The sequence below is a fragment of the Janthinobacterium sp. GW822-FHT07H11 genome (assembly GCF_058798615.1).
In genome coordinates, this window is sequence record NZ_CM179507.1 from 4357573 (window position 1) to 4372065 (window position 14493).

Annotated in this window: 8 protein-coding genes; 1 reads left to right on the plus strand and 7 read right to left on the minus strand. The window is 67.8% G+C overall.

Features of this window, described 5'->3' with window-relative positions; translation table 11 throughout:
- Window positions 1–93: 93 nt before the first annotated feature.
- Complete coding sequence (locus AC3RCJ_RS19220) at window positions 94–2259, minus strand: sensor histidine kinase (RefSeq protein ID WP_492961417.1); 2166 nt, start codon at window positions 2257–2259, stop codon at window positions 94–96.
- A complete protein-coding gene (locus tag AC3RCJ_RS19225; protein ID WP_492961415.1) occupies window positions 2256–5324 on the minus strand; it encodes an ATP-binding protein in 3069 nt (1022 codons plus the stop codon). Before AC3RCJ_RS19225 ends, AC3RCJ_RS19220 begins: the two co-directional genes overlap by 4 nt.
- Window positions 5325–5631: 307 nt before the next feature.
- On the opposite strand from AC3RCJ_RS19225, the gene AC3RCJ_RS19230 reads away from it, so the two are divergent.
- The gene (locus tag AC3RCJ_RS19230; protein WP_492961413.1) at window positions 5632–6123 is read left to right on the plus strand and encodes a GNAT family N-acetyltransferase; all 492 of its coding nucleotides are present in this window, start codon (window positions 5632–5634) and stop codon (window positions 6121–6123) included.
- On the opposite strand, the gene AC3RCJ_RS19235 is transcribed toward AC3RCJ_RS19230, so the two are convergent.
- Genes AC3RCJ_RS19235 through AC3RCJ_RS19255 form a run of 5 tightly spaced genes read right to left on the minus strand, consistent with a single transcriptional unit; the run spans window position 6120 to window position 14471 of the window.
- The gene (locus AC3RCJ_RS19235; RefSeq protein WP_492961411.1) at window positions 6120–8027 is read right to left on the minus strand and encodes an acyl-CoA synthetase; all 1908 of its coding nucleotides are present in this window, start codon (window positions 8025–8027) and stop codon (window positions 6120–6122) included. The two genes, AC3RCJ_RS19230 and AC3RCJ_RS19235, sit on opposite strands and share 4 nt — an antisense overlap.
- Before the next feature lie 46 nt (window positions 8028–8073).
- Window positions 8074–11535: an indolepyruvate ferredoxin oxidoreductase family protein gene (locus tag AC3RCJ_RS19240; RefSeq protein ID WP_492961409.1), complete on the minus strand. Its 3462-nt coding sequence runs from the start codon at window positions 11533–11535 to the stop codon at window positions 8074–8076.
- Between the two features lie 44 nt (window positions 11536–11579).
- A complete protein-coding gene (locus AC3RCJ_RS19245) occupies window positions 11580–12848 on the minus strand; it encodes an OmpP1/FadL family transporter (RefSeq protein WP_492961407.1) in 1269 nt (422 codons plus the stop codon).
- A 58-nt stretch (window positions 12849–12906) separates the two neighbouring features.
- Complete coding sequence (locus AC3RCJ_RS19250; protein ID WP_492961405.1) at window positions 12907–13878, minus strand: fumarylacetoacetate hydrolase family protein; 972 nt, start codon at window positions 13876–13878, stop codon at window positions 12907–12909.
- Window positions 13875–14471, minus strand: coding sequence for a VOC family protein (locus tag AC3RCJ_RS19255; protein WP_492961403.1), 597 nt, complete (start codon window positions 14469–14471; stop codon window positions 13875–13877). Before AC3RCJ_RS19255 ends, AC3RCJ_RS19250 begins: the two co-directional genes overlap by 4 nt.
- Between the last annotated feature and the right edge of the window lie 22 nt (window positions 14472–14493).

Here is a 14493-nt window from a genome sequence, read left to right on the forward strand (position 1 = left end):
CTATCATCATAATCTTTATTGCAATTTAGCACCATCGCCAGGCCGCATTTTGCGCGCTTTTTTCACCGAATCCGATGTTGGCAGCCCACACTTTCACGTAGGCGCCGGCACGCCGTCACGTTCGAGCAAGGCGCACAGCTGCCGGTACTGGTGCTGTTCCAGCATCGCCTGCAGCCGGCCCACCAGCGGCTGCGCCGCCGGCGGCAGGTCCTCGAGCAGCAGCGCCACGCGGCCCAGGTTCAGCTCGCGCAGCGCCACCAGCAAGGCGGCGCGCTCTTCCCGCGGCAGTACCGCCAGGTCGTGCGCATGCAGCGGCTGCGCGGCCCCGGACACGGGCGCCGCGGGCGAGGGCACGGGCGGCGCCGCCACCGCGTCGGCCGCCTGCGCCTCGATGCTGAAGCGGAAGGTGGCGCCCTGCCCCGGCATGGACTCCACCGTCAGCTCGCCCTTCATCAGCTGCACGAACTCGCGCGAAATGGCCAGGCCGAGACCCGTGCCGTCCTTCGGCCCTTCGCTGTCGGCCTGCACGAACGGCTCGAAGATGCGCTGCTGGTCGCCGATGGCGATGCCGATGCCCGTGTCGCTGACGGCAAAGCTCAGGCGCCAGGCATCGTCGCGCAGCCGTTCGCCGCGCACGCGCAGGGTGACCTTGCCGCTGCCGGCGAACTTGACGGCGTTCGACATCAAATTCAGCAGCACCTGGCGCAAGCGGGTGGCGTCCAGACGCGCCGCCTGCGGCACGTCGGCGCAATCGAGCCACAGCGCCAGCCCCTGCTGCTCGGCGCGCATGCCCAGCATGTCCATCACTTCCTGCAGCAGCGGCGCCAGCGCCACCACCTCGGTCTGCGGCGACAGCCGGCCCGCCTCGCCCTTGGACAGTTCGAGTATCTCGTTAATCAGCGTCAGCAAATGGGTGCCCGAGCGGTGGATGATGGCCAGGTTGCGCTTCTCGTCGGCCTGCATGTGCGGCGAGGCGGTCATCAGGCGCGAAAAGCCGATCACGGAATTCAACGGCGTGCGCAGTTCGTGGCTCATGTTGGCCAGGAAGGTGCTCTTGGCGCGGTTCGCCGCCTGCGCCTGGCTGACGGCCACCGACAGCGCGCCAGTGCGCTCGGCCACCAGTTCCTCCAGGTGGTGGCGATGGCGCAGCAGCTCCAGTTCGGCCTCGCGATGCGCCGTGATGTCGTAGTTCGAGCCGACCATGCGCAGCGGCCTGCCCTCGCCGTCGCGGAAGATCACGGCATCGACCTTGATGTAGCGCACGCTCGCATCGGGCCAGAGGATGCGGTATTCATGCGCGAACGCGTGGCCGCCGTGCAGCGCGGCGCGGATGGCCGCCTTGGTGGCGGCAAGGTCTTCCGGCACCAGCGTGGCGCGCCAGATGGCCGATGGCGGCATGCCGCTCGCCGCCTCGATCTTGAATTGCGCGTACATCTGCTCGTCCCATTGCAGTTCGCCGGCCGCCACGTTCCAGTCCCAGATGCCGATGCTGGCCGCGCCGGTGGCCATCTGCACGCGCTCCTCGCTGCGCTGCAGCGCGCGGTAGCGGCTGTCGAGCAGGGCCACCATCTCGCGGATGGTGCGGTACAGGATGCGCAGCTCGCCCAGGAACCAGGCCTTCGGCGGCGTGCCCAACGCTTCGCTCCGGCCCGCCTTGACCCCGGCCGCATACTGGCCGATGGCCTTCAATGGCTTGAGCATCAGGCACCACATCAGCAGCCAGATGCTGGCCACCAGGATCACGTCGAGCGCCACGATCATGGCGCCGATGGCCAGCGCGCGCTGGCGCAGCTGCGCGTGCAGCAGCGCTGGCGTCGCATACACGGCGACGTTGCCGATGACTTGCCCGCCCATCGTCACGGGCCGCCGTTCGGCCAGCAAGTCCGCTTCGTCGGGCAGCACGGCCAGGCTGTCGAAACCGCCATCGGCGTTGCGGCGCAGGACCAGCGCTTCCTTGCCGATGGCCGGCATGAGTGCGCTGGCCACCAGTTCGCGGTTGCCCAGGGTGCCGCGCATGATGGCCTGCATCTGCTTTTCATCGAGGTTCCACAGCGGCAGCTCGATGGCCACCGCCAGCTGGTCCGCGCTGACGGACAGGCTCTGGTACAGCTGCTGCCAGCGCTGTTCGCGCTCGGACTGGTAAAACAGCACGGCGAACACCAGCAGCAGCGCAGTGACGACAAAGGTCAGCGCCACGCTGACGGCCAGCACGATGGAGATGCCGCCCAGGCGGGGCATCCGCTCGGTCGGGGAAGTCATATGCCGGCCCCATGCGTCAGGGCGCCGGGCCGCGCCAGCAATTCGCACAGCGACTGGTACTGGTGCTGTTCCAGCATGGCGGCGATATGCGCGGCCAGCTGCGGCAGGCCGGTCGCCACGCCGGCCAGCACGATGGCGCTGCGCCGCAGATCGAGCGCGCGCACCGATTCGAGCAGCGCCTGCCGCTCGGCCGCGCCAAGCTGCAGCAGCGCCTGTTCCACGTCGAATGCGGCCGACGGCGCCGCCTGCGGCCCGGCGGCGGCGCGCTGGAAGCGCAAGCCCAGTTGCTGCTCCAGCATGGCGAACAGGTGTTCCTGCTCGATCGGCTTGCGCAGGAAACCGTCGGCGCCGGCCGCCAGCGCCTCCTGCTTTTCCTCCTCGAAGGCGGAGGCGGTCATGATGACCAGGCGCGGTTGCGCCAGGTCCGCTTGCGCGCGCAGCCAGCGCGTCAGCGCCAGGCCGTCCATGTCGGGCATGCGCCAGTCGCTGAGCACCATGTCGTAGCGCCGCGCCGCCAGCATCGCCTGCGCCTGCCTGCCGCCGGCCGCCTCCTGCAGGCTGAAACCCAGCGGCGCCAGCAAACCGGCCAGCAGCTTGCGGCAGTTTTCATCATCGTCGACCAGCAGCACCGTGCGGCCCCGCTGGACGGCCGGCAGGCGGCTCACCCGGCCCGGCACCAGCGGCGCGGCCGTCGATGGCCGCATGGCAGGCGCGCGCAGGGAAAAGCTGAACGCGGAACCCTGCCCCAGCAGCGATTCGACGCGCAGCTCGCCCCCCATCAGGCGCACGAATTCGCGCGAAATGGTCAGGCCCAGTCCCGTGCCGGCCTGCGCCACCGCGCTATCGGCCTGCACGAACGGTTCGAAGATGCGCTCCAGGTCAGCTTCGGCGATGCCGCTGCCCGTATCGCGCACGGAAAACGCCAGCGCGACCTGGCCGTCGGCCTCCGGCTGGCAATGCAGCGCCAGCGTGACGCTGCCCCGCTCGATGAACTTGAGCGCGTTCGACAACAGGTTCAGCAGCACCTGGCGCAGCTTGGCACCGTCCAGGCGCACCAGCGGCGGCACGCCCGCGCGTTCCAGCCGCAGCGCGATGCCCTTGTCGCCCGAGCGCATGCGCACCATCTCGAGCACCTCGTCGAGCAAGCCGTTCAGGTCCACGGGCCCCGCCTGCAGCTGCATGCGCCCCGCCTCGATCTTCGACAGTTCCAGGATATCGTTGATCAAGGTCAGCAAATGGTGGCCGGCGCGGTTGATGATGGCCAGGTTATGCTTTTCTTCCTCGAACATGCTGCTCGAATCGGCCATCATCTGCGAAAAGCCGATCACGGAATTCAAGGGCGTGCGCAATTCGTGGCTCATGTTGGCGAGGAACACGCTCTTCGCGCGGTTGGCCGATTCGGCTTCGGTGACGGCCACGGACAGCGCGGCCGTGCGCTGCTGCACCAGCTCTTCCAGGTGGTCGCGGTAGCCCAGCAATTCCTGTTCGCTTTGCTTGCGCGCGGAGATATCGATGATGCCGCTGCGCACCAGGCGCCGCCCTTCCATGGGCAGCTTCACCAGCCGCACTTCGCAGGGAAACACGCTGCCGTCGGCGCGCCGCACATGGCGCTCCACGTGGACCGGCTCGCCCAGCATGACCCGGCGCAAATGCTCCTCCACCATCAGTCCCAGCGGCAAGCCATCGGGCTGCGCAGTGCTGTACAGGTCGAACGGGCCCCTGGCCAGCAGCGCCTCGCGCGACATGCCCAGCATCTGCTGGGCGCTGCTGTTGGCGTCGACGAAGCGGTCCTGGTCCAGGTCATACACGAGGATGGCTTCGGGCGCGTGTTCCACCAGGATGCGGAAGCGCTGCTCGCTTTCGCGTGCCTCTCTCTCGGCGCGCCGCAGCCGGCGCCGCTGCAGCAGCAGCGCGCTCAGCAGGCCGGCCATGGCGAGGAACACGGCGCTGACCGACAGCACGGCCACACGGTGCTCGTGCCACAGCTGGGGCGGACGGTTGACGAACAGGGTGTGCGGCGGCAGCTGGCTGATGTCGGCATCCCAGCGCTGCAGCTGCTGCCAGTCGTACATGGGCACCGGATGCGACGGCGGCAGCAGGGCGCCCGGCGCGGCAGGCGCCTTACCCTGCAGCAACTCCAACGACAGCTGCGCCACCTGCTGCGCCGCCTGCTCGATATGCAGGATGGAGCCGCCCAGGATACCCTTGCCCACGTTCGCGTTATACATGCCGAAGGCCGGCACGTTGGCCAGGCGCGCCAGCTGCGCGGCAAACTGCACCGGCGTGGCGATGGCGCCGTCCATGTCGCGGTTGACATTGCCCGCCACCAGCACGCTGTCGGCCGGCAGGTGCGCCACCGTCTCGCGCATCTGCGCCAGGGTCAGGCCGTCCAGGTAGCGCATGGCGACCTTGCCTTGCCACGCCAGCGCCGCCTGCTGCATGGTGCGCTTCAAGACCTGGTCGGCCTCGCTGGCGCCGACGGCCACGACGATGGTTTTGGTATCAGGAAACAAGGCCATGGCTTGCGCCAGGGTGCCGGGAAAATCGACGTTTGCCTTTTGCTGCCAGATGGCGGCGGGACTGCCCGCAGGCAAAGGCTTGCCCGAGGTATTGATCGCCAGCACCGGCACGCCGCGCGCCAGCGGCGCCAGGTCCGACAGCAGATAGTCGAGCGCGGGCTGCTGCATGGCGACGATCAGGTCGGCCTTGCGGCCCATGATTTGAGTGTACCTTAAAAGCAACAAATCACGCATCTCGCCCCGCTGGGCGGGGTCGCCCTGCGTGTTCAGGTTCAGATGCTCGACCATGACGTCTTCACTGGCCAGGCCGGCCGCCGTCATGGCGGCGACATAAGTACGCGTGTACGATTCCACGCCGGCGCGGCCGTAATCGTAGGCATTCAGGAACAGCACGCGCTGGCCGTGCACGGGCGCCGATGCCGGCGCGGCCGACGCGGACACGCACGCGGCCACGCAGAGCGACAGCAGCAATGCGCGGCAGCGGCAGCGTCCCGCTGCCCTGCCGGCCCCGCCGCCAGCGAACAAGCCGCCCGGCGCATCACGCATCACTAGCCATGCCCATGCTCACTTTCGCCTGTCACCATGTTTCACCCATGCGCCGGCTTGCCAGCCACCGACACTTACAAAAACATGATAACGTCAACTGCAGGAGCAAGTCCATGCCTTAAGGCAATCATTTCTCAATCTGCCCCGGCTTGCCCCGTGGCGCGTGGCGTCGCTAACTGGCGCAATAAGCAAGCACGCCGCCGGGCTCGTATTACATCGATCCGGACAAGCCGGCGCAGTGACAAGAAGGCATGCTGGCGAAGTGCAAGCCATTGCCCTAGCATGCTCTTTTGCCCCGAAAGCCGCCATGCCCATCACCCTGCGCCCCGCCCTACCCTCCGACATCGACGCCCTGTGGGCGCTGCGCACGGTGGCCGTGCGCGTCGGTTGTGCCACGCACTATGCGCCGGAGCAAATTACTGTTTGGACGGCCTCGCCCGTGCCGGACTCTTATGCCGCCATGCTGGCAGCAGGCGGCGGCATCGTCGCCATGCGGGACGGGGCCATCGCCGGCTACGCCATGCTCGATGCGGACAAGCAGGAAGTCGATGCCGTATTCGTCGATCCGGCCCGCGCGGGACTCGGCATCGGCAAGCGCCTGCTGGCGGCGCTGGAGCAGCTGGCGCACCAGCGCGGCATCGTGCGCCTGCACCTGTCCGCGTCGCTCAACGCCGTGCCGTTTTACGCTGCCGCCGGCTTCATCGCCTTGCGCGAGGAAGCGTATGCGCACCCCAGCGGCATCAGCCTGGCCAGCGTGGCGATGGAAAAGGCGCTGGCTTGGCGGTCCGCCATAGGCTAGAGCGCGCGCGCCCGGTGCTGGAAGGTGTAGCGCGCCAGCGCGGCCTGGAATGCCGTCGTGTCGCCCGCGGCGCTCCATTCGATGACGGTGCCGTACCGTTCGTCGGGGCACGCTTCCAGCGTCAGCAGCTCGAGCTGCAAGGCGCTGGCCTCCGCCTGCACGACGGACAGGATTTCGCGCCGCAGCAAGTCAGGCTTGAAGATTTTCCCCACCGTCGTGGTCGGTAATGCCGCCACGATATGGATGGTCTTGGGCAGCGCGGCCCGTTCCGGTATGTGCTCGAGCGCAAATTGCTGCAGCTGCTCCAGCGTGGCCGTCGCCCCCGGATGCAGCTGGAGATACACGACGGGCAGCTCGCCCGCATAGGCATCGGGCCGTCCCACGGCGGCGGCCAGCGCCACAGCCGGATGGCGGCACAGCGGCTCTTCGATCCACTTCGGATCGATATTGTGGCCGCCGCGGATGATCAATTCCTTGGTCCTGCCCGCAAGCCAGACATGGCCGTCCGCCTCCATGCGGCCCAGGTCGCCCGTATTGAACCAGTCCTGCTGTCCGCCCTCCCCGTCCGGACAGGCTACCCAGATGCCCCGGTTGTGCACGGGGTCGAGGTAGCCCTTGAACAGATTCGGTCCGCGGATCAGCAAGGCGCCTACCTCGTCCGCTTGCGCGTCGCGCAGATAGGCGCCTTGCGCATCGAGGATGGCGATGCGCACGCCCTGCCACGGCAGGCGCAAGCCGATCGAGCCATAGCGGTAGTCGCCGCCCGGGATGTTCAGGGTCGATACGCAGCCGCCTTCCGTCAAACCATAGCCCTCGCCGATGCGGATGCCGAAGGTGTCCATGAAGCGCTTGAACAGTTCCTGCGGCATGGGCGCCGCGCCGCAGATGCCAAGCTTGACGCACGACAAGTCCAGTCCCGCGCTGGGCGCCTGCAGCAGCGCCGCATAGATCGTCGGCACGCCCGAAAACGCCACCACCCGGTGATGCGCGACGATTTCCCAGAACAGGGAAATGAGCTGCGGCGCGCGGTAGCCTTGCGGCGTGGCCAGCAGCACGTGGCCGCCGTGGCTCCAGCTCGCCAAGCCCGTCACCAGCTGCGCATTCACGTGAAACAGGGGCAAGCCGCAAAACATGGTGTCGCCCGGCCCCATCAGCGCGTCGCCGATCACGGCCGTCACCTGCAGCGCATTGGCCACTTCCGTCAGATGCGTGCGCACGGCGATCTTTGGCATGCCGGTCGTGCCGCCCGTGCAAAAATAGGAGGCGACATCGTCCAGCGACGGCGCGGCGAAATCGAGTTGCTGCGCGCTTTCGCGCATCAGCAGGCTGTGGAAGTCGTGCACGGGCAGGTCGACCTGCAGCGGCGCGGCCTCGCCGGCGCCCTGCGCCGCCGTTCCATAGTGCTCGGTCGACACGGCCACGATGGCTTGCAGGCTGGCGATGCCGGCAACGGCTTGCGCCACCTTGTCCCACAGCTCCCGGCCGCTGGCCGGCGCCACGGTGACCACCAGCCGCGGCTGCGCGGCTTGCAGCAATTGCCCGATGGTGGCGGCTTCCAGCATGGGATTGATCGCCATCACGATGCCGGCCGTTTCGCCGCCCCAGATCGTCCAGTGGGTTTCCGGCAGGTTCGGCAGGATGAAGGCGACCAGCTCGCCCCGCTCCAGGCCCAGCTTGCGGAACATGTTCGCCGCGCGCGTGATCTGCCCCAGGTTCTCGGCATGGCTCCACACATGGGCTTGCGCATAGTCTTGCGCGCGCATGAAAAAGGACAGCGCCGGCGCATCGGGGGCGCGCGCCGCGCCGCGCCGCAGCAAGTCGTAGGTGTTGGCGACGCCATCGAGCGGCACATCGCGGGCCGCTTCAAGGGCCAGCAGGTCGCCCGCGCTGGCGAGGGTAGTCAAGGAAGTCCGTATAGGGGCAGGCATGGAAGTTGGCATATTGCGTCCGTTACAAAGTAGGCTGAACAGCTGTCAGCGGGGAGCATACCGCAATGCCGGCACGCCTGGCCAGCGCGGTGTCGGCCTGGCGTGCGCGCACATGGCCGTAGCCGCGCATGCCCTCGGGCCAGGAAGCCAGCTCCAGCATCTGCTCGCTGCCATCGCGCCCTTGCGCGATGCGCGCCAGGTCGCCTTCATACAGGCTGCGGATGCGCCGGTTCAAGGCCGCTTCCGCGCCGCGCGCAAACGGGTCAAGCTTCCCGCCGCGCAGGAAGCGCAGGCTGGCCAGCAGGCGGAAGGCCGGCAACACCCAGGCGCCCACGGCCGTCTTGCGCGCCTGCCCCGTGGCCGCGTCGGTCTTGCCGAACGGCCCGCCCGCCAGGTGGAAGCGGATGCGGAAGTTGCCTTCGAAGCTGCCGGCCAGCGACTGGCGGAACTCCTTGCGGCTGTACAATCGCGCCACTTCGAATTCATCCTTGACGGCCAGCACGCGAAAATACTGCGTGGCGGCCTGGCGCAGGATCTTTTCCGACGCCGGTTTCTGCCCCAGCGCCGCGCGCAAGCCCTGCATCCGCTCGCGGTAGAGCGCGGCCAGCCCGGCATCCTGGTACACCTGCAACCTGGCGCAACGGTCTTCGATCAGCGCGGACAAGCTGGGTTGCTGCGCCCGCGCAAAATGCACTTGCTGGACCGGCAGCACCTGCCGCCGCACGGCGGCCGGGTCGTGGATCAGCCAGCGGCCCACGTCGAACGCGCGCAAGTTGGCCTTGACGGCCACGCCGTTCAGCTCTATCGCCCGGCGCATCGCGTCCAGCTTCACAGGCAGCAAGCCCTGTTGCCAGGCACAGCCCAGCAAGAGCATGTTCGACAGGATGGCGTCGCCCAGCAGCGCCTGCGCCAGCGCCGAGGCGTCGACGAAATGGGCGCGCTCGCCCAGCACGCTGCGCATGCCTTGCGCCAGGCTGTCCGCATCGGCGGACCAGTCGGGCTGGCGCGTAAAATCGCTGGTCGGCACCACTTCCGTATTCACGATGGCCCTGGCCAGGCCCGGGCGCAGGCGCGACATGGCCTCGGCGCCGGCCGCCACGATCAGGTCACAGCCCAGCAGCACATCGGCTTCATGCTCGCCGATGCGCGCCGCGTGCAGCTCGCCGGCCGTGGGCGCCAGGCGGATGTGCGACGCCACCGCGCCGTATTTCTGCGAAATGCCCGTCAAGTCCAGCGAACTGCCCGCCTTGCCGTCGAGGTGCGCCGCCATCGTCAGCACGGCGCCGATGGTCACCACGCCCGTGCCGCCGATGCCGGCGACGAGCAGCGATACGGGCTCGAAACGGTCGGCGATGACGGGGCCGGGCAGCGGCGGAATCGTCAGCGCCGCCGCGCCGGCCGCCTTGCGCAAGGTGGCGCCGTGCAAGGTGACGAAGCTGGGGCAAAAGCCCTGCACGCACGACAGGTCCTTGTTGCACGACGATTGGTTGATCTTGCGCTTGCGCCCCAGCGGCGTGTCCAGCGGTTCGATCGCCAGGCAGCCCGACTGTTCGCCGCAGTCGCCGCAGCCTTCGCACACTTCCGGGTCGATATAGGTGCGCACCTGCGGATCGGGCAGCTGGCCACGCTTGCGCAGGCGGCGCTTTTCCGTCGCGCAGGCCTGGTCGTAGATCAGTACGGACAAGCCGGGATAGGCGCGCAATTCCTGCTGCACGCGCTCCATCGCCGTGCGGTCCCAGATGGGCACGTTCAGCGCCTGGCGGCGCTGCGCGTACGCGGCCACGTCGTCCGTGACGATGACGATCTTGCGCACGCCTTCGGCCTGCAGCTGCGCCACCGCCTTGTCGACGCTGATGTCGCCATCGATGGGCTGGCCGCCCGTCATCGAGACAAAGCCGTTGAACAGCAATTTGTAGGTCATCCGCAAATTGGCCGCCACGGCCTGGCGGATGGCCAGGTAGCCCGAGTGGAAGTAGGTGCCGTCGCCCATGTTGGCAAACACGTGTTCCTCGTCCGTGAACGGCGCCTGCCCCATCCACATCACGCCCTCGCCGCCCATGTGCGATACCGTATTGGTTTTCAAGGGGTCGTTCAGCATGGCGATGGTATGGCAGCCGATGCCTGCCAGCGCCCGGCTTTCCTGCGGCAGCCGGGTCGAGATATTGTGCGGGCAGCCGGCGCAAAAGCTCGGTTTGCGCAGCGGTACGGCGCCGGCCGGCGCCTGGCAGGCGGACGCGCGCTCTTCCACCACGGCCATCCCCAGCAGTTTCGCGATGGCGGCGCTGATCTGCCCCGTATTGAGTTCGTAGCAGATGGGCAGCTCCGGCCGTCCCCGCAAGCTCGACCATTCCGGCGCACCGTCGAATTTGCCCCGCACCACGGGCGGCGGCGACAGGCGCGCGTCGAACAGGATCGATTTGAGCTGGGCTTCGAGCAGCGGGCGCTTTTCCTCGACCACCAGTATCGTTTCCAGCCCCTGCGCAAAGTCGCGCACGATCTGGTCTTCCAGCGGCCACACCATGCCGATCTTCAGCAGGCGCAGGCCCTGCCCGGCCGGCCCGTCCGCGGTGACGCCCAGGCGCGTGAGCGCCTGCATGGTATCGGCATACGACTTGCCGGCCGTGATGATGCCCACGCGCGCCTGCGGCGCCGGCCACACGAGCTGGTTCAGGCCGGCCATCCGGGCGAACGCCACGGCAGCGGGCAGCTTGTGCACATACAGCCGCTCTTCCGCCGCGGGCGCCATTTCAAATTTGCGGATGTGCAGGGAAGTGCCCGCCGCGGCCGGCGCGGGCCGGGGCAGCGGCGCCAGCTGGCCCACCGTCACTTCCGCTGCCGACTCCACCACATCGGTCACCAGCTTGATGCCCACCCAGCAGCCCGTCTGCCGCGACATCTCGATGCCGCGCAGGCTGAAATCGAGAATATCCTGCACATTCGCCGGGTACAGCACGGGAATGCCCGCCGCGATCAGCGCAAAGTCCGACTGGTGCGCCGTGGTGGACGACTTCGCGCTATGGTCGTCGCCCGCCAGCACCAGCACGCCGCCCAGCGGCGAGGTGCCGGCCAGGTTGCCATGCTTGAGCGGATCGCCGGCGCGGTCCACGCCGGGGCTCTTGCCATACCAGATGCCGAACACGCCATCGACCCGGGCACCGGGAAAACTGCCGACGAACTGGCTGCCCCAGACGGCAGTGGCGGCCAGGTCTTCATTCACGCCGGGCTGGAAGTGGACTTGCGCCGCCTTCAGGACGGGCGCGACGCGCCACAGTTCCATGTCGAAGCGGCCCAGCGGCGAGCCGCGGTAGCCGGAAATGAAGCCGGCCGTGTTCTTGCCCTGGGCGGCGTCGAGGCGGCGCTGGTCCAGCGCGATGCGCACCAGCGCCTGGTTACCGGTCAGATAGACTTGCCCCTTTTCCAGCAGGAAGCGGTCATCGAGGGACGTGGGCTGGGCCTCGGCTGGTGGTGTGATGCGAGCGTTCATGGGGTCAGGATTTCCAAAGTGGTCAATCGGTGGTCAAGAGATAGTCAATAGTCATGGCTGTATTGCAGGCCGATAATCTGCTGGCGCGTGCCGATGCTTTCCCGCCCGGACGAGCCCATGGCGGCGGCCAGCGCGGAGGGGCCGCTGCGCGTGTCCTGCGGCGCATACAGGTAATACGCGGACCACTGCGCGCCGCCGCCCGCATAGCCGGCGCCCAGCGTGTAATGGCGGCGGAACGTGGATGGCGAATTGATGTTGGCCGAAGTGCTGGCGCTGGCAAATGCGGCCGTGTTGTACGACAGGCCCGCCGACAGGTGCAGGCGCGGCGTAGCCTGGTAGCGCACGCCGCCCTTCCAGACATCCATGTTTTCCCAGCCGTTGCCGGCGCCGCCCGCGCTGCCGAACGGATTGCCGCCGTCGAAAGGCCGGTTCGCCAGCGCCGCCACGCCCTTGTAATTGATGCGCTGGTAGTCGGCCAGCAGCGACAGCTGCGGCGTGGCCGCCAGCGACAGGCCGATCAGATAGTTTTCCGGCGCGTCGAAACGGCCCGCGTCGGCCAGCAAGCCCCTGTATTTGCCGAACTCGCTCATGCGCACGCGGGGCGACCAGGAAGCGCCCAGGCCCAGCTGCTCGCTGGCGCGCCAGTAGGCGCCCAGGCGCAGCCCCAGTCCGTGGGCCGTTGCCGTGCCCTGGTTGCTGACCCGCCCCGGCGACTGCGAGGAAGCGGCCAGCATCTGCACCCCTTCCGCCTTGAACAGCTGCCCCACCAGCAGCAGCGAGGCGCCCAGCGACACGTCGGGCGCCACCTTCATCGACACGCTGGGCGCGACGATCAGCTGGCGGATGCTGACGCCCGTCCTGCCCGCGCCGCACATGGCATTGCCCAGCGTGCCGGGACAGGCCGTCGTCGAGGCGGGCAAGAAGGTCGAGGCGCCATTCGCATAGGCGACCACGCTGACCGACATGGCGGGACTGATCAGGGTGCCGTAGGCGAATTCGCCCACGGGTTCGAAAGCCCGTTCGCTGTCCGTGTGCGTGTCGAGCAGGGGCGCGGCGGCGGTGCTGCGCGACATGCGCGTCCTGCCCTGGATGATGGCCATGCCCGCTTCCAGGCGTTCGCCAGCCCCGTCGATCCATATGGTGGTGGCGGGATTGCTGGCGCCGCCCAGCACTTCGCGCGTGACGGCCGCCGACGCGCCGCCGACGCCGCGCGCTTCGGCGCCATAACCGACCTGGAAAAAACCATTGTCCGCCTGGGCCAGGGTGTGCGCGAGCGCGCCGGCCATCGCGATGGCCAGATGTTTCGTATGCATGCAAGTCTCCGTTATTTATAATTTTTGGATAACACTCTTCCTGAAACGCCTGCGCCGGCTAGCCTCCTTCCTGTTTGCCGATGAGGTTCGCGAGCGAGCCCAGGCCGTCGATGGCCACCTCGACCCGGTCGCCGGCCGCCAGGAAGCGCCATTGCTCGATGCCCGCGCAATTGGGCACGCAGCCCGTGGCCAGCAATTCGCCCGCCTGCAAGGTCTCGTTCCATGACGCGTACTCGACGATGCGTTCTATCCTGTGGCTCATCGCGGCCGTCGTGCCGCTGCCCCGCAATTCGCCGTTCACGCTGACCGTCACCTGCAGCGCGTGCGGGTCGGCGATGTCGTCGCGCGTCACCAGCCAGGCCCCCAGGCTGTTGCTGCCATCGAAGTCCTTGCCCTTGGCCGGTCCCGCGCTGGGGCGTGAACCCATCTCCTTCATCAGTTGCGAGCGTTCGGAAAAGTCGTTGAAGATCAGGTAGCCGAACACATGACGCATCGCCTGGCTGGCCGGGATGTTCTTGCCGCCACGGCCGATGACCACGCCCAGTTCCGCCTCGTAGTCGAGCATGGGGCCGGACGCAGGCGGCGTGATCGTGTCGCCCGGGCCGGACAGGTTCAGGCGCACGCCCTTGTAGTACGCGGGCGCGGCATAAAACGACGGCGGAATCTTGAACAGCGCGCGCAGCAGCAGGGACGCCAGCGGATTCTTCTTGCGCTTGAGTATCTGCCCGAAGGCGTTCTTCAGATGCTGGGCATAGGCGCTGAAACAGCGGATTTGCGGCGGCTGCAAGGGCAGCTCCAGCATGACGGCATGCACTGCGTGAATGTGCGCGCTGACGGATGCTTCAAGCAGGCGCCCCAGGCTGGCCCGAATGGCGGGCAAGGTGGCCGCCTCGTGTTCGATGATGGCCAGCAGGCTGGCGAAGCGCGCATCGGACGCATGCAGGGCCGTGAGGTCGAGCAGGCAGCCCCCGTCGAGCGCCACGCCCGCATGGCGCTCGATGCCCGGCGCGGAAAAGGTGCACAGCCTCATGGCAGCGTGACGAAACGCCGGCTGACGACATTGCCCGCGCCGAGCAAGACCCGCTCGGCATCGCCCTGGCGGTGCCGCTCCAGCAGGTAGTCGGGGTCGAATTCCACGCCGATGGCGTTCTTTTCAAACGCCCCCGAGTGAAACCACACGTCGAGTTCTTCCTGGCTGGAGAAGTTATCCACCTGCAGCTCCACCTGCACGCCGTCCGGGTCGCGGAAGTACATCGACGTCGTCGGCCCGTGGTTGATGCACCAGACGGGCGTGATGTCGATCTTCTTCAGGCGCTCGTAGGTGTGCAGCAGGTCGTCGAGCGAGGCGTAGGTGAACGCCACATGGTCGAGCCCCGTGCTTTCGCGCCGCTTCGAGCTGAAATTGGCCGTATTGATCAGGGCCAGGCGGTGGTGTTCCTCGTCATACGACAGGAAGCACAGCAGCTCGTTGCGGAACATGATCCGCGCGCCCAGCACGATGGCCCACCAGTCGATGCTTTCCTCGAAATGGCGCGAGGCCAGCACGATGTGCGCCAGCTTGGCCGGCTGGCGCGCCTGCGGGTCGGGACAGGGAATCGGGAATTGCTGCATGGTATGGCTCATGGTGTCTCCTTGGTGGGGTCTG

What these genes read in the sequence shown, in the direction of transcription:
- AC3RCJ_RS19250 (WP_492961405.1), bottom strand. Translation starts at nt 13,878, where the DNA reads ATGAGGCTGTGCACCTTTTCCGCGCCGGGCATCGAGCGCCATGCGGGC.
- AC3RCJ_RS19245 (WP_492961407.1), bottom strand. Translation starts at nt 12,848, where the DNA reads ATGCATACGAAACATCTGGCCATCGCGATGGCCGGCGCGCTCGCGCAC.
- AC3RCJ_RS19240 (WP_492961409.1), bottom strand. Translation starts at nt 11,535, where the DNA reads ATGAACGCTCGCATCACACCACCAGCCGAGGCCCAGCCCACGTCCCTC.
- AC3RCJ_RS19230 (WP_492961413.1), top strand. Translation starts at nt 5,632, where the DNA reads ATGCCCATCACCCTGCGCCCCGCCCTACCCTCCGACATCGACGCCCTG.
- AC3RCJ_RS19220 (WP_492961417.1), bottom strand. Translation starts at nt 2,259, where the DNA reads ATGACTTCCCCGACCGAGCGGATGCCCCGCCTGGGCGGCATCTCCATC.
- AC3RCJ_RS19225 (WP_492961415.1), bottom strand. Translation starts at nt 5,324, where the DNA reads ATGCGTGATGCGCCGGGCGGCTTGTTCGCTGGCGGCGGGGCCGGCAGG.
- AC3RCJ_RS19255 (WP_492961403.1), bottom strand. Translation starts at nt 14,471, where the DNA reads ATGAGCCATACCATGCAGCAATTCCCGATTCCCTGTCCCGACCCGCAG.